Origin of the sequence: Amphibacillus sp. MSJ-3 (genome assembly GCF_018919165.1) — a bacterium.
Taxonomy (GTDB): Bacteria; Bacillota; Bacilli; order Bacillales; family Amphibacillaceae; genus Amphibacillus.
On sequence record NZ_JAHLQM010000029.1, the window covers coordinates 1 to 23,991 of the forward strand.

Below are 23,991 nucleotides of genomic sequence, written 5' to 3' on the forward strand. Positions count from 1 at the left end.
GCCGCTCGCTTCCTTCAGATTCCGCGTCACCACGGACACCCTTGCGTTAGGCTAACCACTACTTCTGCCTTCATGGCTCGGGACTCTCACCCTAGAGATTACATCCATGCCAGGCACACCATTAAAAAGGCACCCAATTTGAAATTGGATGCCTTTCATACATTGCATGTCGTGAAGTACAGCATTTTAACATATCATTTTATAAACTAAAACTACTTGTATACAATTAAATTCCAAAATAAACATTGATATGACAGACTTAAGAATAAAAACACTCACTATATGTATACTAACGGTGTATACATACTTTTTAGGAGCTGCAAGTATTGGTATTATCAATTTCCTTAGATTTCAGAACGTAATTTGTATACATTTTTTTCAAAAGATACATTTATAAGTATTGTTATGAATAAATTCATTTTATTTGTATACATTATAAACGTTGATATTACCATCTCCTTTCACTTAAGTTGATCTAAATGTATACACAAATTTCCTTTAAATTATTTGTTCCCAAATCATTTTTATTAATATTTACATTTAATACAAAAGAAATTTAGCACTTAATGCGATACCACTTATACGATTAACGGTAAAATCGTATGTAACTAGTGATACCTTACCTATACAAGATTAATTTAGAATGACTGCATAACGTTATAATATATTATCTATCTTAGTTAACTATGGTTTTCCCGCAAAACCTTGTTCCAACAGGCATTCCAATTCAGCAATAATATTTTTTAGTTCGTGAATACTCAATGTTTCATCATCCATAACTTCTGCACTTGAATGATTTATTGGGTTATGATTCCTTAAATCATGGGCCGTATCGATTAAATTGCCAATACTATCATCTACATCAGAAGGATTTAATTTTTGGTAAGCTTTTTTTATAGGACCTGTTCTATAAAACATTCTGAAATTTGGTTTACCTTTTCCAGTTTGTTCAATACCTTTATAATTCATTAAATGTGCGGTGACCCTATCAAAATATGATTTGTAGTACGAAAAGGCTTCCAAAATGTCATTACTGTTCCTATAATAACGATACATAAAATAAATATACCAGACTTTCATATCTCCGTTAAAGTCATATTCGTCTGTAAGAATAAGATTTATGTAACTGTTGTTATCTGTATTTAAAAGTGATTTGACAAATGAACTTTTGCAATAATAGTTTATGTAATTATAAATATTTGGTTCATATGCAGCAAGTTTGTTTAATAAATCTTTATGACTAAATCCTCTTAATATCAAATAATTAATTATTATCGTAATGTCAAACGAGTCCAAATTATTATTTTGAAATATTTGATTCAAAAAAGACCTTATTAAATCACCGTTACGTGTGTTTAATATCATATTAATCAAATTCTTCGTGTCATATTTAATTATTTTATAGTCCTCATTGAATAGACTCTTTAATTTTCTTATTAGCTCTTCATCATTAAATATTGCATCTTTGTAATAAAGTAGATATCGAAAAATCTCATCGGAAGAATATTTTACATCCGTTATGTTGAAAACTGCATCTTTTATTTCTTTATATAAATCATGATTATGTGCTCTCTTCACAGCAACATCATGCAGTCTATCAATAAATTCTTTCATGTTATTTTCGTCAAACATACTTGATATTTCTATTTCTTGTGCATTAACGTAGTGATCATATAATGCGGCACTGAGTTCTTCACTTATATTATCAGAAACCCCATAGTTGCTCTTCTGTTCATTTAAATTTAAATTGATATCCCTGTAATTATGTATAACGGAGTTCTTTATATTTGAAACAACATCATTTAACTTGTCATCACTAGTGTTAAAGAACACAAATAAGTCATCAACGTATCTAACCAACTGATAGTCCCCTATACCATCTAGATTAGCTAAGAAGCCCTCTAATTTCCTGTCAAACGAATCCAAATATACATAGGTAGCCAAAAATGATAATGAGCATGATTTCTCTATAGTTGGGTATTTTCCATCGCCTATTGCTCGCAATAACCTTTTATATATTAGTGCGGTCCTTGAATCTATTATTGTAGTATTGTTATTTATTTGCTCAAATAATATATTAATATCTATACTGTCAAAGAAATTAGTAACATCAAACTTATAATAATATTGGTAGCGTTGGGTACATTCATTTACGTCAGCATAAAAGCGTTCATAACTCTTTTTGTAATGAAAATCTAATTCCAGCATATTCCCTGCGTAATAACATCTTGTTCTCGTCGAATTCCTTTCATATTTATTACATACATGATATCCTACGCACTCTAAATAAATATGTATTATTGGGGATACCAACTTGGAATTTCTAAATGCACTATTATTTTTTTGAATATAATGTCTTGGGAAGTCAAACACCAATTTATTTCTAAAAAGAGCACCATTCTTAATATACTTATTAAAGAACTTCTCACTTTTTATCATTTTCTTTTCCTTATCGGACAGAATAGAAAATGGATATAACTGCAAATACTTATTTAGAGTTTGATTACTTTGTTTAAATATCCCTTCACAGACATTATTCCATGTACTGTATTCCATGTTAATCATTAGGAATCCCTCCAATTACCACAATGACAAGTATTTTGATGACACAGTTAATCTTTTACTACTTTAATTTCATCTCAATGTAATAATCATTTAAGAACTTCTCGGCATCCATTACATCCGACTGGCCTTTGATACTCCCGATTTTAAAACCTAGTCGGGACTTTTTAGGTCTATTTAATATTGCAAAACGCATTTCTCTTTTGTATATAATTTCAAGGAATGTGTTTTGTTTATATACAAAAAGTCCTTAAAGTTTTTTCATTATCTTTAAAGACCTCAGGTGATATTTATTAAATGTAATTCTTTATACTTCAATCTGAAGTTTGCAACTATCGTTCGGCTCAAGTTTAGCTCATCCCGGCTCAACCAAAGTTTGACTCCTCATAATATCCCAGACAATAAGATACGAAGGCAGATCGTTATAACTCCATTGTAATCAACTCGAATTCAGTTCTCCTTAATTCATGCATATTTCCTGTTTAGCGGTGTAGCCATCACGAGACAATTTAAATCCTGTTTATTCCTCTTCCAAGGATGATTTAATCACCTGTGTTATATGTTCAACAATTTCGTCCATTGTAAACCTTGATGTATCAAGAGCAAATTTATCTACAATATATGGATTGTATCGTTGAACTTCCTCTTTTGTGATTTCATGCCATATTGGTAATAAAATGATTCTATTTTCATTTATTTCCCTATTTAAAAAGCTTTTAAATTCATATTCGGACCAACCACTTTTTATAAAATTAGGGGATAAAAATACAATGACAAACCTTGAATTAAGAATCCCCATATTCATTTGGTCAATTTGACTATCGCCAATCTTAAACACTTTAACATCTTCAAACACTTTGAATCCTTGGTCACTTAACCTACTCGATAATTCCGATACAAATATTTCTTTATCTAAACTAGAATGTGATAAAAACACATCATATTCTATTAATTCTTTTTCCGAAACAGTATCTTTAATATCCATTGCTAGATTCTCTAGTTTACTATTTAATTCATTTACCTCACCTAGATATTCATAATTTGCACTAGATTGCTCCTCAACAGCTCTTACCATTTTCTTAAAACTCTTCTGTTGTTCTTTCTGGATTCTCTCTTGATACTTATTAATATCTGCTTGATTTTGTCTGATTTTTTCTGTTAGTTTAGTAATTTCACTTTCATATTTCAATAAATTTTTTTGATATCGCGTCAAACTTTGTATATCTGAATTACTAATATTCCTTTTCTTTTTAATTCTTTCAATCTTTTTCATTTCTGAATCACGTTTTTTTCTAATAGAAATTAATTTCCGAGTTAATTCGCCATCTTTTCGCATTACTCTTCTTAGATTGCTTTCATTTACGCTCATAAACAACCCTCACTTTGTTAAACAGCTGTATATTCTAGACTTGATCATGTCTTTCATTCATATTTTCCTTGCTTCTTAAAATCTGACTATACACTTTCCAACTCATATAATCATCCATTGCCTGTAATGCTTCTGGATTTTCTAGCAATTTAACATAGTCTTCTTTTTCTTCAATATTACCAATAATAAAGTCCATCAGTTTTGGTGTGAAGCTGTATCTAAAATTGTCATAGGTATTATGCTCACCTGCATTCGTTACCTCATCATCATTTGCCATATGCACTTCCATTTCTTCCATGATTTTGTCGGCATGGGTAAATTCCGTGCCAAACCGTTCATTGAACTGTTCTAAAATGGCAGATAACCTTTCCTTTTCCTCATCTGGCGCCCCACCACCTGCATGTGCTGCTGAATCTAAATCAACTTGTCCCTTTTCTTCTAAATCAATGCTCCCTTCAAACACTTTGTTGTTACGATAGTATTCCAAAGCAATATCATCTGCTAAATATACCTTCTCAGAAATCTGTTTTGGTAATTTCCGCAATAAATAATTGAGATATACATATAACTTATGCAAATCAATATCGGTAAAGGGGCCAATTTGCAAGATGAATTGGTATGTTCGAACGAATTTAGTTACAGAGCTCTTAAAGGCTTCTTTTTCTTCTTCCGCTAAGTCCTTTTCAAAACGGTCGACCGCTGGATCAAGTAAAGCATTTAACCTCTCCTGTGCGCGTTTATCCTTCAATCTCCCCGAAAACTCTAGTTCATTCACTTGATTTACTTCAGATGATGTATAAACTTGCATAGCATCTAGTTCATATTGTAAATCGTATAACATATTCGGGTCTGTCACTTCGGATAGACCTGTCACTTCATAATAAGGTTGGAAAGCATCACGTATTTCATCAGGTGTATTAACAAAATCTAAAACAAAAGTGTCTTCTTTCCCTGGGCAAGTCCGATTTAGGCGTGAAAGGGTTTGTACAGCCTTAATTCCACTTAATGGCTTATCCACATACATAGTATGTAGTAAGGGCTCGTCAAAACCCGTTTGATATTTCTCCGCAACAATTAACACTTGATACTCATCTGTTCCAAATTGCTCAGGTAATTCTTTTTCTCCGAAGCCGTTTATTCCAGCTTCTGTGAGGGGCCTTCCATCTTGAACTGTTCCAGAAAAAGCAATCAATGTATTTAAATCCGTATACTTCATTTGTTTAATATAATCATCAAAGGCATGCTTATAGCGAACAGCATGTAATCGACTGCGTGTGACCACCATTGCCTTTGCTCGTCCACCAATTTTATGACTAACAGACTGACGAAAATGCTCAATCATCACTGCTGTCTTCTGAGCAATGCTATGCGGATGCAAGGATACAAATCGTGCTATCTCTTTATTCGCCTTACTTTTAATGACTTCAGGGTCTTCATTGATACTTTTTTCTACTTTATAAAATGTTTCATAGGTCGTGTAGTTTTGTAGGACATCTAATATAAACCCTTCTTCAATTGCTTGACGCATCGAATAAATATGAAAGGCTTCCGGTAGGCCAGTTGTAGCATTTACCGTTCCAAACTTCTCAATCGTTTTTGGCTTCGGTGTTGCTGTAAAGGCAAAGAAAGATATATTATCCTGTTTACCACTTTTTTCTATTGTTTCGACAATTTGTTCGTCTACGCTGTCTAGCTCTTCTTCCAAAATTTTATCCTGCTCATAGGCATCTTCAAGCGACTTATCTGATAAGACATTTGTCATGGTTGTTGATGCTTTACCACCTTGCGAGCTATGTGCTTCATCAATAATAATACCGTATCTTCCTCGATTAAATTCCCCGACCTTTTCAATGATGAAAGGGAATTTCTGCAAGGTTGTGATGATAATGCGTTTTTTATTGCTAATAGCATCTGCTAATTGCTGTGAATCTTCGTCAATTTTCGCAACGAATCCAGCTTCATGTTCTAATTGATAAATGGCATCTTGCAACTGTTTATCTAGCACTCTGCGGTCTGTAATAACAATGATACTGTCAAATATTGAATTGTTATTTTCATCATGCATTTTCGCTAAGCGGTGGGATAGCCAAGCAATACTATTAGTTTTCCCACTTCCTGCTGAATGCTGGACTAAATAGTTATTTCCTACACCCTTTGTTTGTAGATCGGCTTCAATCTTCCGCACAACATCAAGTTGATGGTAACGTGGGAAGATAACCGTTTCCTTTTTACTAACAATTTCCCCCGTACTATCACGAATATCTTTTTCCTCTACATAGACAAAGCGATGAATTAAATCTAAGACACTATCCTTCTGTAAAACTTCATTCCATAAATAGGATGCTCGGTAATTCTTATAGACAACCGGGTTACCTTTCCCACCATTATTCCCTCGATTAAATGGTAGGAAAAAGGTGTTTTGGCCTTTTAAAGCCGTCGTCATTGAAATCTCATCTGTGTCAAGAGCAAAATAAACGATGACACGTTTTTTAAATTGGAACAATAATTCTTTTGGATCCCGATCTCTTTTAAACTGCCTTTCTGCATGCTCATAAGTTTGACCAGTCAATTGGTTTTTTAATTCCATGACAACAATCGGAAAACCATTTAAAAATAATACGACATCTAAACTATTTTGGTTACTCGGACTATAATATACTTGTCTACTAACCGTGAATATATTTTTTTCATAGTTTTCCATTAAGGTTTGGTTCAAACTACTAGGCGGTTTATTATAGACTAGTCGTAAATGTACTCCCCGATCTCGAATACCATGACGTAAACAATCGATGACACCACGGCGATTGAGTTCCTGTGTTAGACGGTTTAATATATTACGTTTCAAAGCTGGACCATGTAGCTTTTCCAGTCTTTCCATATGTTTTGGTTGTGTTGCATACCAAAATTGAAAAAGCATTTCCACATCAATTGCATGCCGTTTAAAGTCTTGTAAGGCTTCACCTTCTAAACGGCGTTCCATATATGTAAATTGTAATTTTATTTTGCATTAAATTTAAGGGGTGCTTTGCACTAATAAATCGAGTAGGAGACTAGCCATTAATTGACTAGTCTCCTACTCGATTTAAAATAGTCCTTTTTTCAATATATAAATACTTTAACTGCCATAAGCATACCCTTTTTCCAGTTCGTCTTTACTTGTAGTTATTTCTATTGTGATATGATTCTTTACACCCGATGTATGGGCAAGCTCTGCAATTTCTTCTTTGATTTCCCTAGTCTTGTTTATATCGGAAGAGTCTATAAGAACCGTAACGATAAGGGCATTTTCTTCTCCGTCCAGTGACCAAATGTGAAAATGAGAGAGGGCCTTTACAGCAGGAATATTGTTAATGGAGTTCGCCAGGTTCTCTACGTTTACATTTTCCGGCGAACCGTTCAATAAAATTTTCATTGTACTGAAAAATTCAGGTACAGTTTTATAGAGGATATAGAGTGCTATCAAAATCGATAAGATTGGATCCAATCGATAAGCCTCGGTAAAGTTCATTACGATACTCACAACCAAGACCCCAATCCACCCTAATACATCTTCTAGCATATGCAGGTTCAACATGCCTTCGTTTTTAGATGACCCTTTGCTTAGAATCCAAGCCGCATATCCATTCAATCCAATAGCCACGAGTGAAAGCCAAAACATGCCACTGTAATTAACCGGTTGCGGATCAATCAAACGTGGGATACTTCGGTAAATCATAAAAAATGAGCCGCCGATCAGTACTACTCCAGTTATCAACGCCCCTAATAATGAAAAGCGGTTATAACCAAAAGTGAACTGTTCATCTTGCTGCTTTTCTGAGTACCCCTGGAAAAACCAAGCGAATCCAATAGAAATGGAATCTCCTAAATCATGAACGGCGTCGGACATAATTGACACACTATTGAAAAGAGACCCAAAGAAAAATTCAATCATGGAAAAAATAAAGTTGGTGAAAAAAGCAATTTTAATATTCTTATTCGGTTGATTTTGGTGCGAGTGATTTTCTTGTTTCTCTGACTTTGAAATTTTAAAAACCTCTATTTAGTTTTATACCTTATTAGCTTTTATTGTTCTAGTTCGTTGATATGAGTTAAGACTTGTTCGAGAATACTGAAAACATGAAGATCATCAAGACTGTAAACCATGCTTTTCCCTTCTCTCCTTGCCTTCACTAAACGCGAATCTTTCAATATTTTTAGTTGGTGTGAAATCGCGGACTGTTCCATATCCAATGCAAGCACAATGTTTCCAACACTGAGTTCTTTTTTCTGTAAGAGAAAGAGAATCGACAAGCGTGTAGGGTCACTAATCACTTTGAATAATTTGCTTATTGATTGAATCTTCTCTTTATTGATTGGCGAAGATGTTGATGTATCCATATGCTCTTATTCCTCTCATATGATTTTCCGTTCATATATATAATACCACATGGGTAAAACGATGCAAGTTTTTAGTTTATAGACTAAATTAATAGACTAAATTAAGACTTTTGTATTCATAATAGTAGTCCATTTGAACAAGAAGCATCTTGTCTTGACAAAGCTCATACAGTGAGTTAATATGATTTCGTAAACATATGAATGTAACTTCATATTTAAATCATAATCATTCCGATTTACATATGGGACAACTGAAAGGAGTCAGAGACAATGGAAATTACATGAATACTTCTCTTCTTTTAGTGGGAATTTGTGTGATTTAATAAGTAAATGAATGGAAATCAAAGGAATTATATAGGAAGGTGATAAAAATGTAACGATTGATGAAGTCAACCAAGCAATGCTTGATGCTGAAAATGAATCATTTGAGTACACAGATGATCCAATTGTTTCTTCAGATGTTGTAGGCACAGATGCGGGAGCAATTTTTGATGCCACTCAAACAGAAGTCATTGAAAATGAAGGCACACAATTAGTAAAAACGGTCGCATGGTATGACAGCGAATATGGTTTTGTTTCCAATTTAGTACGTTTAGTGGAATATGTTGCTGAATTAAGTAAATGAGAAAACTCTTAATTTTTTTTGCTCAACCAATTAAAATAAAAATATAAGGAGAAAATGTATAATGAATAAAACAACTGGATTATGGGTCGGATGGATTGGCATCCTTTTGGGTGCCATTAGCTTCTTCTGGCAACCGTTATGGATGGGAGTAGCTGCGGTCGTTCTTGGAATTATCGGGCTGACATCTCCCAAGAAGGGAGTTAACTGGGGCGCGATTATTATCGGAGCAATTTCATTAATTGCGACACTTTTATAGTTTAGAAAATGAACAAAAAAGGCAGCGATTGTAGTTTATCGCTGCCTTTTTTGATTCTAAAATAGTCCTTTTTTCAATATATAAATACTTTAACTGCCATAAGCATACCCTTTTTCCAGTTCGTCTTTACTTGTAGTTATTTCTATTGTGATATGATTCTTTACACCCGATGTATGGGCAAGCTCTGCAATTTCTTCTTTGATTTCCCTAGTCTTGTTTATATCGGAAGAGTCTATAAGAACCGTAACGATAAGGGCATTTTCTTCTCCGTCCAGTGACCAAATGTGAAAATGAGAGAGGGCCTTTACAGCAGGAATATTGTTAATGGAGTTCGCCAGGTTCTCTACGTTTACATTTTCCGGCGAACCGTTCAATAAAATTTTCATTGTACTGAAAAATTCAGGTACAGTTTTATAGAGGATATAGAGTGCTATCAAAATCGATAAGATTGGATCCAATCGATAAGCCTCGGTAAAGTTCATTACGATACTCACAACCAAGACCCCAATCCACCCTAATACATCTTCTAGCATATGCAGGTTCAACATGCCTTCGTTTTTCGATGACCCTTTGCTTAGAATCCAAGCCGCATATCCATTCAATCCAATAGCCACGAGTGAAAGCCAAAACATGCCACTGTAATTAACCGGTTGCGGATCAATCAAACGTGGGATACTTCGGTAAATCATAAAAAATGAGCCGCCGATCAGTACTACTCCAGTTATCAACGCCCCTAATAATGAAAAGCGGTTATAACCAAAAGTGAACTGTTCATCTTGCTGCTTTTCTGAGTACCCCTGGAAAAACCAAGCGAATCCAATAGAAATGGAATCTCCTAAATCATGAACGGCGTCGGACATAATTGACACACTATTGAAAAGAGACCCAAAGAAAAATTCAATCATGGAAAAAATAAAGTTGGTGAAAAAAGCAATTTTAATATTCTTATTCGGTTGATTTTGGTGCGAGTGATTTTCTTGTTTCTCTGACTTTGAAATTTTAAAAACCTCTATTTAGTTTTATACCTTATTAGCTTTTATTGTTCTAGTTCGTTGATATGAGTTAAGACTTGTTCGAGAATACTGAAAACATGAAGATCATCAAGACTGTAAACCATGCTTTTCCCTTCTCTCCTTGCCTTCACTAAATGCGAATCTTTCAATATTTTTAGTTGGTGTGAAATTGCGGACTGTTCCATATCCAATGCAAGCACAATGTTTCCAACACTGAGCTCTTCTTTCTGTAAAAGAAAGAGAATTGACAAACGTGTAGGGTCACTAATCACTTTGAATACTTTGCTTATTGATTGGATCTTCTCTTTATTGATTGACGAAGTTGTTGATGTATCCATATGCTCTTATTCCTCTCATATGATTTTCTGTTCATATATATAATACCACATGAGTTAAACGATGCAATTTTTTTGTTTATAGGCAGAATTAAGGCTTTGTATTCGCACTAGTAGTCCCTTTGAACAAGAAGCATCTTGTCTTGACAAAGCTCATACAGTGAGTTAATATGATTTTGTAAACATATGAATTATAATTCATACGCAAATCATAATCATTCCGATTTACATATGAAAGGAGATGGATACTGGATAAGCCCAAAATATATGAATCCTTGCTTTACTTAAGCAAGCATGCGAGTTCAGAAGTTGCAAAACACAAAAAAGTCGGTGTATAGTTATACTATTTCTATTAGTCTAACTCAAGTTGAAAAATATTTTACGGCAGTTAAAGGATGTGTATTTTAATGGTTGATTGGTTTTTGAGTTTAAACCCAATCTGGCAAGCAACATTAGCGGGTGTATTTACTTGGCTAATGACCGCCCTAGGTTCGAGTTTAGTATTTTTATTTCATGAAGTGAATGATAAACTTCTTGCCATTATGAATGGTTTTGCTGCCGGGGTTATGTTTGCAGCAAGTTACTGGTCTTTGTTAGCGCCATCCATTGATTTTGCAGAGCAAAATGGTTATGGTATTTGGTCATTTGTGCCTGCTTTGGTTGGTTTTTTAGTAGGAGGCCTCTTTTTAAGAGTTGTGGATGGCGTGGTCCCTCATTTGCATAATAGAACAAGCGGTGTTGAGGAAACTGAGGGTGTTGCTTCATCTTTATCGTCTACAACCCTTTTGTTTCTAGCGGTAACCATTCATAATATACCAGAAGGGTTGGCAATTGGTGTGGCTTTTGGAGCTGCTGGACAAGGAGCTTCTGCTATTACAAGTGCATTGGTGCTTGCACTGGGTATTGGGCTGCAAAACTTTCCCGAAGGTGCTGCGCTTTCAATGCCTATTCGAGCAGAAGGCAGTACAAAGGGACATGCATTTAATATGGGGCAATCCAGTGCACTTTTTGAAATTATATCAGCAACTATTGGCGCTTGGCTGGTCACACAGATAACTGTTATCTTACCTTATGCATTAGCTTTTGCAGCAGGAGCCATGGTATTTGTCTGTGTTGAAGAATTGATTCCTAATTCTCAAACGAATGGACATAGCGAAGTAGCGACAATGGCATTTATGATTGGTTTTGCTATCATGATGACATTGGACGTTGCTCTTGGTTAAACAATAAACAAAGGACACAAAAAAGTCTACAAAAATCAAATAAATTATATAGAAAGGTGATAAAAATGGAAACTATCGAAGAACAACAATCTCAAGAAAAACATAATCACAACCACGACCATGACCATGAACACGGAAAAATGCCAATCGTTTTATACTTTATTGGTTTAGCCTTAGCGGTGATCGCTTTATTTTTGAATGAAGATTATCAGTTAATGCGAAATATTTTATTCTCAATCGCTACAATCAGTGCAGGATATCATGTCATTATTCTTGAAGGCCTTGGAGAAACAATCGAGAACTCCAAAGTTCAAAAAAAGTTCATGCCCAACTCTCACATTTTGATGGGATTAGCGGCCATTGGCGCTTCTTTAATGGGGAATTTTTGGGAAGGTACATTATTGATTCTTATTTTTTCTGGTGCACATTTTTTGGAAGATTATGCAGAAGGAAGAAGTAAACGAGAAATCACGAAATTACTCGAAATGAATCCAACGACTGCCCGGTTAATCCAGCCTGATGGCAGTACAAAAAATGTTGACGTCAGTGAATTAAAAGTGGGAGATCAACTTCAAGTATTGAATGGCGATCAAGTCCCCATTGATGGCGTCATTTTGTCAGGCTCTACGTCCATTGATGAGTCATCTATTAATGGAGAAAGTATCCCAAAAGAGAAGTCCAAAGGAGACGACGTTTTCGGAAGTACAATCAATGGAACAGGTACTTTCACAATGGAAGTCACTAAAGAAAATAAAGATACAGTATTTTCAAAAATTTTACAGTTAGTAAACCAGAACCAAGACAACCAAACAAAAGCTGCGAGTATAATCCAAAAATTTGAACCGAAATACGTTACAGTTGTTTTAATTGCCATTCCGTTATTCATGTTATTGGCTCCTTTTCTCCTAGACTGGACATGGTCACAAAGTATCTATAGAGGATTGGTCCTTTTAGTGGCAGCTTCACCCTGTGCTTTAGCAGCGGCTACTGTATCGGTAACTTTATCGACGACTTCTAACTTGGCCAAAAAAGGCGTCCTTTCAAAAGGTAGTTCTTACCTGTCTCAATTAGCCGATACTCAAGCCATTGCATTTGACAAGACAGGAACCTTGACTAAAGGAAAACCTGAAGTAACCAATTACTATTTTTCTGATTCCGTGAACGAAGAAAACATGATTGATATCGTAGTAGCTCTTGAAAAAGAATCCAATCACCCTTTAGCAGATGCTATTCTAAGAAAGTTTGAGCAAAAAAATAAACTAACTATCGAAGTAGAAAACCAGATCGGCAAAGGATTGACAGGAGATTACAAAGGGAGAAATTATCGTATAGGAAAACCGACTTCGTTTGACGATGTTTCAGATGAATATAGTCGTTTAAATAATGAATGGTCATCAGAAGGTAAAACAGTCGTATATGTAGCAGAAGATGAGAATGTCATTGGACTTATAGCTCTCATGGACGTTCCAAGTGAACATGCAAAAGACACCATTAAATACTTTAAAGAACAAGGCATACACACCACTTTAATCACTGGCGACTCAGAAATGACAGGAAAAGCAGTTGCGGAACAATTAGAAATAGATGAAGTAATCGCGAATGTCATGCCAGAAGATAAATCTCGAATTATAGACGAACAAAAAGAGAAATACGGCGTAACAGCAATGGTGGGTGATGGTGTAAATGATGCCCCTGCCCTTGTGAATGCAAATGTAGGGATTGCCATGGGAGACGGAACCGATGTAGCAGTAGAAGTGTCTGATTTGGTTTTGATGCAGAATGATTTATCCAAATTGGTCCAATCTCATAATATTTCAACCAAAATGAATCGTGTCATTTGGCAAAATATTATTTTTTCAATGGCCGTTGTTGCCTTTTTAGTTGTCGTTAGTTTCTTAGGCTTAACGGATATTGCAATCAGTGTCATTATTCATGAAGGAAGTACATTGGTTGTTATTCTGAATGGGCTTCGATTGTTAAGGTCTAATTCTAAGCCTATCAAAAATTAATAACCTGTTTCAAATATTAACTAATTCTCGTTTTCATATGCCTCTGAAGTTTTGGAAACTTTAGAGGCATATTTTTATAAATCAGTTAGTATCAAAAACAATCGATTATGGGACGATTTTAAATGACAACTTTTGTAGATTAAAAATAGAGATTTTTAGTACCAAAATTTTGCTCTTTATCTACGTATCTTTACCCACCCTTTATGATACAATTGAGAAAATCAAAATAGAGAAGGAAGAGGACTATGAGTGGGTATGTATATGGGTATGCAAGGGTAAGTACACGTTCACAAGAATTGTCTCGTCAGTTGGATTTGCTCAATGAACATAACTGCAACGAAATACTGACTGAAAAAATGACCGGAACCAAAGCTAATCGCCCGCAATTAAATCGGCTGAAAGATAAATTGCGTCCAGGTGATACAGTTATCGTGGAAAGCTTCTCTCGTTTGGGGCGTAGCACAAAAGATTTAATTGATCTTGTAAATTACTTTGAAGAACATAATGTAAAGTTAATCAGCTTAAAAGAGAATTTTGATACTGCCACTCCCCAAGGGCGACTTATGATGACTGTGTTTCAAGCATTTAGTCAATTTGAACGAGATTTGATTGTTGAACGCACAAAAGAAGGTTTAAAAAGCGCTCGAGCTAGAGGACGAAAAGGCGGGCGTCCTCCTGTGAACCAACGAGATATTGAACGAGCAATAAAATTATACAAAAGTGAGGAATATAGTGTGAAAGAAATTGTTGAAATGACAGGAATCAGCAAATCAACGCTTTATCGTTACTTAGATAAATAAAAATTGACGATTATTTTATTTAATCGTGGGAAAGAGGTGTTCTCATGAACCAAGAACTTCCTCCATTAACTTCATATTCAGAAGAACTAAGACAAAATGCGATGGATAAATATCAAGTGATCGCCCCTTATCTTAGACATAAAGAAAGTTTGAGTAATATTGCTGTAGAATCAGGGGTTCCAAAAAGAACTTTGTACCATTGGGTAAATCAATATCGGCAATCAGGGTTGAAAGGATTGATCCGAAGAAAGCGCTCGGATTCAGGAAGCTTTAAAGTAGAAGAAAATGTACAAGAAGAAATTAAAAAGCTTATATTTGAAAACAGAAAAAACACTCTAACTTCTATTCATCGGAAGGTATGTAAAATTTGCAAAAAGAAAAATTGGGCCCCACCTAGTTACCATCAAGTATATGCGATTGCTAAAAATCTGTCGCCACAATTAAAGGAACTTGCTCATAAAGGAAAAAAAGAATATCGAAATAATTATGATTTGGTTTATCGTCGTGAGTCTTATTATCCCAATGAAATATGGCAGGCTGACCACACTCCCTTAGATATCCTTGTTTTAAGCGAAAAAGGAAAGCCAGAGAGGCCATGGTTAACAATTATTTTAGATGATTATAGCCGAGCAGTTGCAGGGTATTTCCTTAGTTTCCAAGACCCTTCTGCTATTCAAACTTCTTTAGTCTTACATCAGGCAATATGGAAAAAAAGTAACTCTGATTGGCAAATATGTGGTATACCTGAAACTTTCTATACCGATCACGGAAGTGATTTCACTTCAAATCATTTGGAGCAAGTTGCAATTGATTTAAAAATCAATCTTATTTTTTCTACGGTAGGTATGCCAAGAGGACGGGGGAAAATAGAACGCTTCTTTTTAACAATTAATCAATTATTTTTACAAGATTTACCAGGTTACATTGGGAATCAAAATACTTCAAATCTTCTTACGATAAAAGAACTTGATGAGAAATTAGCGCATTTCATTATATATGACTATCACCATAGAATTCATGGCACAACAAAACAAGAACCTATAAAAATGTGGAATAAGTCAGGATTTCTTCCTCATCTACCAGATAGTCTAGAAAGTTTAGATTTATTGTTATTAAATGTTGCAAAGCCAAGAAAAGTTCATTCTGATGGAATTCACTTCCAAGGTTTAAGATATATTGACACCAATTTAGCAGCTTATGTAGGTGAAACTGTTATCATTCGATATAATCCAAGAGATATTGCTGAGATTCGTGTATTTTACAAAGACCAATATTTATGTACGGCGATTTCTCCTGAAATTTCTGATTACGAAGTCGATTTAAAAGAGATTGTTGCAGCACGTAATAAAGTACGGAAAAATCTTGAAAATCAGCTCCATTCTGGAAATAATATTGCGGAAGAACTTATTTCAACTAAGCAGAAAGAGTTAGATAATCCTGTAAACAAAAAAGATTCTAAGAAGTCAAAAATTAAGAGGTATTACAATGATTAAAACACCCTACTTTATTGAAACAAAAGAATATAAACGCTTTGTAGAATTTTGTCAGGCATGTATCAAATACAAATATATCGGAATTTGTTATGGATTACCTGGAGTTGGGAAAACTTTATCCGCTAAGCAATATTCAAATTGGAATTGGGTCGAAAAACAAATTGATTACAAAAAATCGGACGAAATCGGAATAAATGCAGATGAAAAAATCCTTGAAGCGAAAACAATATTTTACACCGCTCCAGCCATACGGGCGACTAAAATGACGAATGAAATTGATATGATCGGTGGTAAAATGGGTATGGTTAAAAGTATGTATAGAGTTCTTCAGTTAGGAGCAGAAGAAAAATACTCAACGAATGCGTATGAAGAAATTGATCTCATTATTATTGACGAAATAGACCGATTAAAAGTTCAGCATTTAGAACAACTAAGAGATATTTATGACCAAAAAGATGTGGCTATGGTCTTTATTGGAATGCCGGGTATAGAAAAGCGATTGGCTCGTTATCCTCAACTCTACTCGAGAATAGGTTTTGCCCATGAATTTGATAGATTGAGTAAAGACGAGATCCACCATATACTAGAATACAAATGGGAAGAGTTAGGAATTTCTGTCCAACTGGAAGATTTTGCTAATTATGAAGCCGTCACTAGTATTATTAAAATTACCAGTGGAAATTTTCGGCTTATCCAACGAATCTTCACCCAAATCGAAAGAATATTGGAAATCAATAACCTTGAAACTATCACGACCGAAGTAGTGGAAGCTGCACGAGATACTTTAGTCATTGGAATAAAATAAGTAACAAAAAAGACTATTTTCTGAGCGAAATAGTCTTTTTTAATGTTCTATTAGTGCAACGTAGCGCTTAAAGTTTGTGCAAAATAAAATCAAAATTTACACTTTATTAGCCAATATATCCACAGTCTTTTCTTGCGTAATGTCCCCAGTAATGATAGAGATGTTATTATAGATTATTTTCTTATAATCATTTATATTGTTCCTCAAACTTAACATCTCATTTTCAATTTTCCGTTCGACATCTTCTGTAGTAGCAGATCCAATTTTCTTTTCTAATACTTTATATTTAGCCTCTAAAATATTCATTTTTATTTTTAATTTACCAATCTCCTCATTATGGACCTCTTTTTCTTTAAAGGTATTAAATACTTTATTTAACACTGCATCTTTTTTTGATGAAGGTGGTGCTGTTAATATTTGATATAGATTCAGATCCAAACGCCAATTACCATGTATAAATTTTATTTTTTTAGTTAACGTAGCTGATAGTGCAGATAAAACAGCTGTGATTGGTAATTCTAAACTAGTATTTAATTCTTTCTTTATCTCTAAAACATAATTAGCAATCCAGTCTGGTAAAACTTCAATAGGAAATTCTATTGGCTCTGATAAATTTATTTTTAGTGGTTTATTCCACACCTCAATTCTCCTCTCTACATATTAAGATTTATTTACGAGATTTTTATCTTAATATAAACATTGCTATTCGAACCTTACACTCATATTAAGAATCATAAGACTTCATTTATCTAATCTTCTTACATTACCTTCATCAGCCTTAATTTTTTTTACAATACCTTTCCATATATTCTTTTACTTCACCTTTTGGAAACAGCCATTTATTTCCATATTTGTATTGTGGAAAACTTTCGTCTACTAGAAAATTATCTTGAATTGTATTCCAACTTAAATTTAAGTATTCCATGAGCTGAATTCTGGTAAAGAAGAAAACATCTTCCTCTATTTCTCGTAAATACTCATCTACTCTTTGTAGGTAAAGCTTTTTCATTTCCTCTCTATCTATATCAAGGCTAAACATAACAATCACCTCCCATCATAAATTGAATACAAATAATAAATGTATTCACGATAATCTTCTCATAAACTTGTATAGGTTGTCAAATTAATGAATATTTTTTAACTTTGTATTCAGTTGTTTATTATAGTATAATATAAATAATGAAAGGAAGTGTCTTGGATATGAATAAAAAAGAAAGAGTTAAATTTGTTGGACAAACTATTAAAAGTAAGAGAGAAGAAAAAGGTATTACTTTAAGAAGTTTAGCTGAAGAGTTAAATGTTTCGTTTAGTCATCTATCTAATATAGAAAATGGCACACGTATACCTTCATATAATTTATTATTTGATATCTGTATTAATTTAAAATTAGATCCTGTTTTAACCTTTCGAAACATAGGATTTTTTAACAATCCCTCTAAACAAAGTCTACAAGAAATAAATCGCTTGTTTCATAAGAACAACATAGATTGGTCTTATGATAATTTTATTTATGAAGTGATAGATATCAATTATAAAAGACTAGAGGATTTTATAAATAATAATAACAACATCTTTGTTAACGATAGCTTATTATCTGACGAAGAAAAGGATATTTTATTAAAAATTATCAAATTAACTTTCCATTATAAAAATGATAATAATTTTCCTACTCATGAAGAATTTAAAAAAGAATATACAGATAATCAGCTTGACAATTTTTTAAATTTTGGTCAAGACGAAACAGATGATCCCGGAAGTAAAACCGATATAGATGATTAGGCTTAAATAATCATTTAAATGATTTATTTTTCTATAAAATTCATGAAAAGGTGTGATAATATGGCTCATATTTATAAACGTGGCAAAACATGGTCATACTCCGTTCATAATAACAATTATCTTTATAACAAATTAAAGAAAAAAATAACAAAAGGTGGATTTAAAACCAAAAGAGAGGCAGAACTTGCTGCTAATAAAGTTGAATTAGAATTACACAATAATAATTATTTTGAAAGTACTAAAAAAACATTCTCGCACATTGCTGATTTGTGGTACGCATACTATGAACAAACTTCAAAAATCAGTAGTGTTCGTGCTAGAAAAAGACCGCTTGAAATCCTTAACAATGAATTCGGAGATTATCCGATTAAAAATTTAAATAAAAATATATATCATTCTTTTTTGCTAAAGTTAAGTGAACAATACAGCTATAACTATTTAGATAGTATTCATACAACAGCTAACTTAATAATTAAGTATGCAATGTATTTGAATTTATTAGATAATAACATTTTAGAAGGTGTTCGAATACCTAAAAAACAGAAGACACTTGACGATATTGAAGCTGACGATGAATTAGGTGAATTTCTTGAGTTAGAGGAACTTAAGCTTTTTTTAGAAACAACAAAAGAAAATGGGCTATATTTAGATTATATTATTTTCGCAACATTAGCTTTCACCGGATTGAGAATTGGTGAATTACTCACCCTAAAGTGGTCTGATATTAATTTTGTAAATAGGACCATTAGTGTTACTAAAACTTATTACAATCCTAACAATAATAAAATGAATTTTACGATGTTACCGCCAAAAACTAAATCATCTATACGTACAATAAAAGTTGATCTTAACTTGATTAATTTGCACAAAAAACATTATCAAGAACAACTTGAATTAAAAAAGCATTTTGGTGATCTTTACAAAGATCAAAATTTTGTCTTTGCTGAAGATAATGGCTATCCTCCGGTTTTCACAAAAGTAGGTAGTCGACTTTCTAGATTATTAAATATAACAAAAATCGACAAAGCAATTACTGCACACTCATTTAGACATACGCACGCTTCTTTACTGATTGAAGCAGATGCTAATATCAAAGAAATTCAACATCGTTTAGGTCATAGTGATATAGCTACAACAATGAACGTTTATGCTCATGTAACAAAAACTGTAGAAGAAAAGACCTCCGATAAGTTTAGTAAACTTACCAAAGGTCTTTTAAATTAAAATTAATTATAGTTAACAAAAAGTTAACATTTATTTAATGGAACATCATTAACGCTGTCATATCAAGGATTATTTGATATTTTACATCATGCCCGGCATACCCATGCCACCCATGTCTGGCATTCCACCGCCTGCGTTTTCTTCAGGAATGTCTGCCACAACAGCTTCAGTTGTTAAGAACATTGATGCAACAGAGGCTGCATTTTGAAGTGCTGAACGAGTAACTTTTGTTGGGTCAACGATACCCGCTTCAATCATATTAACCCATTCGCCAGTTGCTGCGTTAAATCCAATTCCTTCTTCTTCTCGTTTTAGACGTTCTACAACAACAGAGCCTTCTAGACCAGCGTTAACTGCAATTTGGCGTAAAGGTTCTTCTAGTGCACGAAGGACGATATTAGCACCTGTTGCTTCGTCACCTTCAAGTTGAAGATCTACTAAATGCTCATAGATATTCAATAATGCCGTACCACCACCTGAAACAATTCCTTCTTCAACAGCTGCACGTGTTGAGTTAAGTGCATCTTCAATACGTAATTTACGTTCTTGTAATTCAGTTTCAGTTGCTGCACCGACTTTAACTACAGCTACGCCGCCAGCTAATTTAGCCAAACGTTCTTGTAGTTTTTCTTTGTCAAAGTCAGATGTTGTTTCTTCGATTTGAGCACGGATTTGTTGGACACGTGAAGAAATTGTTTCAGGATTACCTGCTCCTTCAACAATCGTTGTGTTTTCTTTAGTCACAACAACTTTTGATGCACGTCCTAATTGTTCAATTGTTGTTGATTTTAGATCAAGTCCTAAATCTTCTGTGATCACTTCTGCACCTGTTAGTGTACCGATATCTTCAAGCATTTCTTTACGACGGTCACCGAAACCTGGTGCTTTAACAGCAACAGCATTAAATGTTCCACGAAGCTTGTTCACTACTAATGTAGCAAGTGCCTCACCTTCAACATCTTCTGCAATCAGAAGTAATGGTTTACCTTGTTGAACAACTTGCTCAAGAACAGGAAGTACTTCTTGAATGTTGTTAATCTTCTTATCAGTTACAAAAATATATGGATCTTCTAAAACAGCTTCCATTTTATCTTGATCAGTCACCATATATGGTGAAGCATAACCACGATCAAATTGCATTCCTTCAACAACTTCTAATTCTGTGTTAAAGCCTTTAGATTCTTCAATTGTAATCACACCATCGTTACCCACACGTTCCATTGCTTCAGCAATAAGTTGGCCTACCTCTTTGTCATCTGCAGAGATAGAAGCTACTTGGGCGATAGAATCTTTTCCTTCGATTGGATTAGAAATCTTTCTTAATTCTTCAACAGCTAGGTTAACAGCTTTTTCAATTCCACGGCGAATACCAACAGGGTTAGCGCCTGAAGCAACGTTTTTCAAACCTTCTTTTATCATTGCTTGTGCTAATACAGTAGCTGTTGTTGTACCGTCACCAGCTACATCATTTGTTTGTGAAGCAACTTCAGATACAAGCTGTGCACCCATATTTTCGAATTTATCTTCCAATTCAATTTCTTTAGCGATAGTCACACCATCATTTGTAATTAATGGTGAACCAAACTGTTTATCTAAGACAACATTTCGTCCTTTAGGTCCTAATGTTACTTTTACTGCATTTGCTAATGTATCAACACCACGCAGCATTGACTGACGGGCATCTTCACTAAATTTAATTTCTTTAGCCATAGTTTCAAACTCCTCCTATAATCTAAGTATTTTTATTTGATTCTTCATTTAGCCAATAATTGCTAAAATATCGTCCTCACGAAGAATTAAGTATTCTTTATCTTCATATTTCAATTCAGTTCCTGCATATTTAGCAAAAACAACTGTGTTGCCTTCTGCTACTTCTGGAGTAATTTTAGCTCCATTATCTGCTACACGACCAGTTCCCACTGAAACAACACGTCCTTGTTGTGGCTTTTCTTTCGCAGACTCTGGAAGTACAATGCCACTTGCTGTTTTTTCCTCTTCCTCAACGAGTTCAATAATGACACGATCACCTAATGGTTTTAACATATTAAAAACCTCCTCCATTTATTTTAAAGTTTTTTTGATATTTTTTTAGCACTCAGCGACATTGAGTGCTAACACAATTACTATAATAATAAAACCCATTTCATTTTGCAAGCAAAGTGATTAACTTTTTTTAAAAAAATAATATTTTCTCAGGCAATTTTAAATCAATCATCAAGCGGCCTTCTCCATGATTCGAAACAATCCCAACATCTATCCATTAATTACTTGACAAGGACTGACGAATAGATCGCTAACTTAGCTTTATCTAGTGAAGTGGTCCTTATGAAGTGAAGGTTCACTTTATCTATTTGACACCGCAATCTAAAATGATCTATTTTCGTTTAATTCTATCTGGCTTTTATGATAAAATACGTTTATTAGTCTTTTTTATTAGGAGGTTTTACTGAATGGCTAAACGTTATTTAGGAATTATCGTCACTTATATAGTTGCCCAACTTTCTATTTTACCTGTGGCAATAATATCATCAAAGATGGAACTAAATCCATCTACTCATAACAACTTGGTTATGGGTTGGCAAATAACCAGCTTTGTTCTTGCCTTATTAATCACACTCGTTTTGCTTAGAAAGGAAAAAACACTTCCTAAGGATCCTGATCGGGCAAGTCCGACAATGACCGTTGTTTGGTCAATTCTTGGCTTTTTTATGGCTCTAGCTGGGCAGTCAATAGCTAGAATGATCCAAACAGAACTTTTAGGTATACAGGAACAATCACAAAATACAGTTGAAATTATGGAAATCACTCGTAGCTTTCCTATCTTTATTATCGTTGTTGCAGTAATTGGTCCTATTCTTGAAGAAATAATCTTCCGGAAAATTATCTTTGGACAATTATATAAAGAAACAAATTTTATCATAGCCGGTACAATATCTGGTTTGATCTTTGCTGTGATTCATAACGATTTTACTCATCTACTCGTTTATTTTGTCATGAGCTTTGTTTTTGCTTTTATTTATGTAAAAACAAAACGGGTTATTGTACCGATTCTTGCTCATGTATCGATGAATACATTTGTTATAATTATTCAATTATTTTTCGCTGAGCATATTATAGAAGAGATTAATCAAGTTCAAGCGATTCTAATCGGGGGTTAAGGGCTTTATGCGAGTATCACCATTGCTTAATGCATTTTTCTATTTAATAATTGGAGCTATCTTTGTTTATTTTGCCTTCCAATCAATTGAAGACACCGTATTTAATCCTGTGACAATCATCCTAACAGTTGTCGCTTCATTAGACTTTGGTGTTTCGATTCGACTTTTTCAACTACATTTTAAAATAAAACGTAACAAAAAATAAACAGGCTGCCTAATCAAAGGCAATCTGTCTATTTTTTTAGTTGATTGGATAATGTTCCATAAAGTAGACCAAGGACTGTAGTTCAACAGATAGGTCAATATGATGCACTCGAACATCAGTCGGTACTGTAATTCGGGCGGGTGTGAAATTTAAAATCCCCTTTATCCCTGCTTGCACCAATGTATCCGCAATCGTTTGTGCCGCATGACCTGGAACGGTTAGAATTGCAGCTTCAATATCCTTTAATTGATCTGCCAACTGATCAATATGTTCAACAGTAACCTCACCAACCCTCTCTCCAACAAGATCTGGATTCGCATCAAATGCCTTAACAATTCTAGTATTGTTATTTTTAGTGAAATTATAGTTCAAAAATGCTGTTCCAAGATTACCGACACCAATCAAAGCGACATCCGTTGTTTTATCTTGATGCAATGTTTTTCGAAAGAATTCTAATAAATATTCCACATTATAACCATAGCCTTTTCTACCTAGCGCTCCAAAATAAGAAAAGTCACGTCGAATCGTTGCTGAATCTACTTTAACAGCATCACTTAATTCCTTTGATGATACTCTTGTTTTTCCTTGTAGATGTAGATTATTTAAAAACCTATAGTATAAGGGTAAGCGCTTAGCAGTTGCTTGTGGAATCTTGCTTTGTGGTTCCATCGTTCATTCTCCTTTATTTACAATTTCATAATTAACCTTGTGTATTAATACTAGTGTATCAAAATATTCATTCAATGTCTGTTTAACAA

At 34.0% G+C, this 23,991-nt stretch carries 22 protein-coding genes and 1 pseudogene; 11 read left to right on the forward strand and 12 right to left on the reverse strand.

What is annotated here, in order from left to right; all coding sequences use genetic code 11:
• Positions 1-684: 684 nt before the first annotated feature.
• The 5 genes from KQI76_RS09170 to KQI76_RS09190 form a co-directional block, all read right to left on the reverse strand.
• Positions 685-2,565, reverse strand: a complete 1,881-nt coding sequence (locus tag KQI76_RS09170) for an AbiA family abortive infection protein (RefSeq protein ID WP_216400019.1) — start codon at positions 2,563-2,565, stop codon at positions 685-687.
• A 517-nt stretch (positions 2,566-3,082) separates the two neighbouring features.
• Positions 3,083-3,931, reverse strand: a complete 849-nt coding sequence (locus tag KQI76_RS09175) for a TIR domain-containing protein (protein ID WP_216400020.1) — start codon at positions 3,929-3,931, stop codon at positions 3,083-3,085.
• 34 nt (positions 3,932-3,965) lie between these two features.
• Complete coding sequence (locus KQI76_RS09180) at positions 3,966-6,911, reverse strand: type I restriction endonuclease subunit R (protein WP_216400021.1); 2,946 nt, start codon at positions 6,909-6,911, stop codon at positions 3,966-3,968.
• 135 nt (positions 6,912-7,046) lie between these two features.
• A complete protein-coding gene (locus KQI76_RS09185; RefSeq protein WP_371817672.1) occupies positions 7,047-7,970 on the reverse strand; it encodes a cation diffusion facilitator family transporter in 924 nt (307 codons plus the stop codon).
• Positions 7,971-7,993: 23 nt separating this feature from the next.
• On the reverse strand, positions 7,994-8,308 hold the full coding sequence (locus KQI76_RS09190) for an ArsR/SmtB family transcription factor (RefSeq protein ID WP_168413572.1): 315 nt from the start codon (positions 8,306-8,308) through the stop codon (positions 7,994-7,996).
• Positions 8,309-8,684: 376 nt separating this feature from the next.
• Between KQI76_RS09190 and KQI76_RS09195 the strand changes: the two are divergent.
• Together KQI76_RS09195 and KQI76_RS09200 are read left to right on the forward strand one after the other, a co-directional pair.
• Positions 8,685-8,933 (forward strand): annotated as a pseudogene (locus KQI76_RS09195) (type I glyceraldehyde-3-phosphate dehydrogenase); the annotation flags it as partial.
• Positions 8,934-8,994: 61 nt separating this feature from the next.
• Complete coding sequence (locus tag KQI76_RS09200; protein WP_216400023.1) at positions 8,995-9,189, forward strand: hypothetical protein; 195 nt, start codon at positions 8,995-8,997, stop codon at positions 9,187-9,189.
• Between the two features lie 89 nt (positions 9,190-9,278).
• On the opposite strand, the gene KQI76_RS09205 is transcribed toward KQI76_RS09200, so the two are convergent.
• Entirely contained in the window at positions 9,279-10,202 is a 924-nt protein-coding gene (locus KQI76_RS09205) for a cation diffusion facilitator family transporter (RefSeq protein ID WP_371817672.1), read from the reverse strand.
• A gap of 23 nt (positions 10,203-10,225) precedes the next feature.
• Positions 10,226-10,540 (reverse strand): ArsR/SmtB family transcription factor, encoded by a 315-nt coding sequence (locus KQI76_RS09210; RefSeq protein WP_216400024.1) that lies wholly within the window; start codon positions 10,538-10,540, stop codon positions 10,226-10,228.
• A gap of 404 nt (positions 10,541-10,944) precedes the next feature.
• Between KQI76_RS09210 and KQI76_RS09215 the strand changes: the two genes are divergently transcribed.
• From KQI76_RS09215 to KQI76_RS09235, 5 genes are all read left to right on the forward strand, one after another.
• On the forward strand, positions 10,945-11,760 hold the full coding sequence (locus tag KQI76_RS09215; RefSeq protein WP_168413571.1) for a ZIP family metal transporter: 816 nt from the start codon (positions 10,945-10,947) through the stop codon (positions 11,758-11,760).
• 65 nt (positions 11,761-11,825) lie between these two features.
• Positions 11,826-13,769, forward strand: coding sequence for a heavy metal translocating P-type ATPase (locus KQI76_RS09220; protein WP_216400025.1), 1,944 nt, complete (start codon positions 11,826-11,828; stop codon positions 13,767-13,769).
• 245 nt (positions 13,770-14,014) lie between these two features.
• Positions 14,015-14,569 (forward strand): recombinase family protein, encoded by a 555-nt coding sequence (locus tag KQI76_RS09225; RefSeq protein WP_168413569.1) that lies wholly within the window; start codon positions 14,015-14,017, stop codon positions 14,567-14,569.
• 44 nt (positions 14,570-14,613) lie between these two features.
• Positions 14,614-16,062, forward strand: coding sequence for a Mu transposase C-terminal domain-containing protein (locus KQI76_RS09230; RefSeq protein WP_168413568.1), 1,449 nt, complete (start codon positions 14,614-14,616; stop codon positions 16,060-16,062).
• Positions 16,055-16,867, forward strand: a complete 813-nt coding sequence (locus KQI76_RS09235) for an AAA family ATPase (protein WP_168413567.1) — start codon at positions 16,055-16,057, stop codon at positions 16,865-16,867. Before KQI76_RS09230 ends, KQI76_RS09235 begins: the two co-directional genes overlap by 8 nt.
• 96 nt (positions 16,868-16,963) lie before the next feature.
• On the opposite strand, the gene KQI76_RS09240 is transcribed toward KQI76_RS09235, so the two are convergent.
• Positions 16,964-17,506: a DUF3987 domain-containing protein gene (locus KQI76_RS09240; RefSeq protein ID WP_216400026.1), complete on the reverse strand. Its 543-nt coding sequence runs from the start codon at positions 17,504-17,506 to the stop codon at positions 16,964-16,966.
• Between the two features lie 139 nt (positions 17,507-17,645).
• On the reverse strand, positions 17,646-17,906 hold the full coding sequence (locus KQI76_RS09245; RefSeq protein ID WP_216400027.1) for a helix-turn-helix domain-containing protein: 261 nt from the start codon (positions 17,904-17,906) through the stop codon (positions 17,646-17,648).
• A 161-nt stretch (positions 17,907-18,067) separates the two neighbouring features.
• Here KQI76_RS09245 and KQI76_RS09250 point away from each other — a divergent pair, with 161 nt between their 5' ends.
• Together KQI76_RS09250 and KQI76_RS09255 are read left to right on the forward strand one after the other, a co-directional pair.
• Entirely contained in the window at positions 18,068-18,646 is a 579-nt protein-coding gene (locus KQI76_RS09250) for a helix-turn-helix domain-containing protein (protein WP_216400028.1), read from the forward strand.
• Positions 18,647-18,706: 60 nt separating this feature from the next.
• A complete protein-coding gene (locus KQI76_RS09255; protein WP_216400029.1) occupies positions 18,707-19,870 on the forward strand; it encodes a site-specific integrase in 1,164 nt (387 codons plus the stop codon).
• 81 nt (positions 19,871-19,951) lie between these two features.
• Here the strand turns inward: KQI76_RS09255 and groL are convergent, their stop codons facing one another.
• On the reverse strand, positions 19,952-21,580 hold the full coding sequence (gene groL / locus KQI76_RS09260; RefSeq protein ID WP_216400030.1) for a chaperonin GroEL: 1,629 nt from the start codon (positions 21,578-21,580) through the stop codon (positions 19,952-19,954).
• Positions 21,581-21,628: 48 nt separating this feature from the next.
• Positions 21,629-21,913: a co-chaperone GroES gene (gene groES / locus KQI76_RS09265; RefSeq protein WP_216400031.1), complete on the reverse strand. Its 285-nt coding sequence runs from the start codon at positions 21,911-21,913 to the stop codon at positions 21,629-21,631.
• A 407-nt stretch (positions 21,914-22,320) separates the two neighbouring features.
• Between groES and KQI76_RS09270 the strand changes: the two genes are divergently transcribed.
• Positions 22,321-23,028 carry a CPBP family intramembrane glutamic endopeptidase gene (locus KQI76_RS09270; RefSeq protein ID WP_216400032.1) on the forward strand — a complete coding sequence of 236 codons (708 nt, stop codon included), beginning with the start codon at positions 22,321-22,323 and terminating at the stop codon, positions 23,026-23,028.
• A 7-nt stretch (positions 23,029-23,035) separates the two neighbouring features.
• Entirely contained in the window at positions 23,036-23,233 is a 198-nt protein-coding gene (locus KQI76_RS09275) for a YdiK family protein (protein ID WP_216400033.1), read from the forward strand.
• A 36-nt stretch (positions 23,234-23,269) separates the two neighbouring features.
• Here the strand turns inward: KQI76_RS09275 and KQI76_RS09280 are convergent, their stop codons facing one another.
• The gene (locus KQI76_RS09280; RefSeq protein WP_216400034.1) at positions 23,270-23,902 is read right to left on the reverse strand and encodes a redox-sensing transcriptional repressor Rex; all 633 of its coding nucleotides are present in this window, start codon (positions 23,900-23,902) and stop codon (positions 23,270-23,272) included.
• Positions 23,903-23,991: the final 89 nt, after the last annotated feature.

Excerpts from the sequence above, each read along its gene's own strand:
- KQI76_RS09170 (WP_216400019.1), bottom strand. The coding sequence starts at position 2,565 with ATGATTAACATGGAATACAGTACATGGAATAATGTCTGTGAAGGGATA.
- KQI76_RS09175 (WP_216400020.1), bottom strand. The coding sequence starts at position 3,931 with ATGAGCGTAAATGAAAGCAATCTAAGAAGAGTAATGCGAAAAGATGGC.
- KQI76_RS09180 (WP_216400021.1), bottom strand. The coding sequence starts at position 6,911 with ATGGAACGCCGTTTAGAAGGTGAAGCCTTACAAGACTTTAAACGGCAT.
- KQI76_RS09190 (WP_168413572.1), bottom strand. The coding sequence starts at position 8,308 with ATGGATACATCAACATCTTCGCCAATCAATAAAGAGAAGATTCAATCA.
- KQI76_RS09200 (WP_216400023.1), top strand. The coding sequence starts at position 8,995 with ATGAATAAAACAACTGGATTATGGGTCGGATGGATTGGCATCCTTTTG.
- KQI76_RS09210 (WP_216400024.1), bottom strand. The coding sequence starts at position 10,540 with ATGGATACATCAACAACTTCGTCAATCAATAAAGAGAAGATCCAATCA.
- KQI76_RS09215 (WP_168413571.1), top strand. The coding sequence starts at position 10,945 with ATGGTTGATTGGTTTTTGAGTTTAAACCCAATCTGGCAAGCAACATTA.
- KQI76_RS09220 (WP_216400025.1), top strand. The coding sequence starts at position 11,826 with ATGGAAACTATCGAAGAACAACAATCTCAAGAAAAACATAATCACAAC.
- KQI76_RS09225 (WP_168413569.1), top strand. The coding sequence starts at position 14,015 with ATGAGTGGGTATGTATATGGGTATGCAAGGGTAAGTACACGTTCACAA.
- KQI76_RS09230 (WP_168413568.1), top strand. The coding sequence starts at position 14,614 with ATGAACCAAGAACTTCCTCCATTAACTTCATATTCAGAAGAACTAAGA.
- KQI76_RS09235 (WP_168413567.1), top strand. The coding sequence starts at position 16,055 with ATGATTAAAACACCCTACTTTATTGAAACAAAAGAATATAAACGCTTT.
- KQI76_RS09245 (WP_216400027.1), bottom strand. The coding sequence starts at position 17,906 with ATGTTTAGCCTTGATATAGATAGAGAGGAAATGAAAAAGCTTTACCTA.
- KQI76_RS09250 (WP_216400028.1), top strand. The coding sequence starts at position 18,068 with ATGAATAAAAAAGAAAGAGTTAAATTTGTTGGACAAACTATTAAAAGT.
- KQI76_RS09255 (WP_216400029.1), top strand. The coding sequence starts at position 18,707 with ATGGCTCATATTTATAAACGTGGCAAAACATGGTCATACTCCGTTCAT.
- groL (WP_216400030.1), bottom strand. The coding sequence starts at position 21,580 with ATGGCTAAAGAAATTAAATTTAGTGAAGATGCCCGTCAGTCAATGCTG.
- groES (WP_216400031.1), bottom strand. The coding sequence starts at position 21,913 with ATGTTAAAACCATTAGGTGATCGTGTCATTATTGAACTCGTTGAGGAA.
- KQI76_RS09270 (WP_216400032.1), top strand. The coding sequence starts at position 22,321 with ATGGCTAAACGTTATTTAGGAATTATCGTCACTTATATAGTTGCCCAA.
- KQI76_RS09275 (WP_216400033.1), top strand. The coding sequence starts at position 23,036 with ATGCGAGTATCACCATTGCTTAATGCATTTTTCTATTTAATAATTGGA.
- KQI76_RS09280 (WP_216400034.1), bottom strand. The coding sequence starts at position 23,902 with ATGGAACCACAAAGCAAGATTCCACAAGCAACTGCTAAGCGCTTACCC.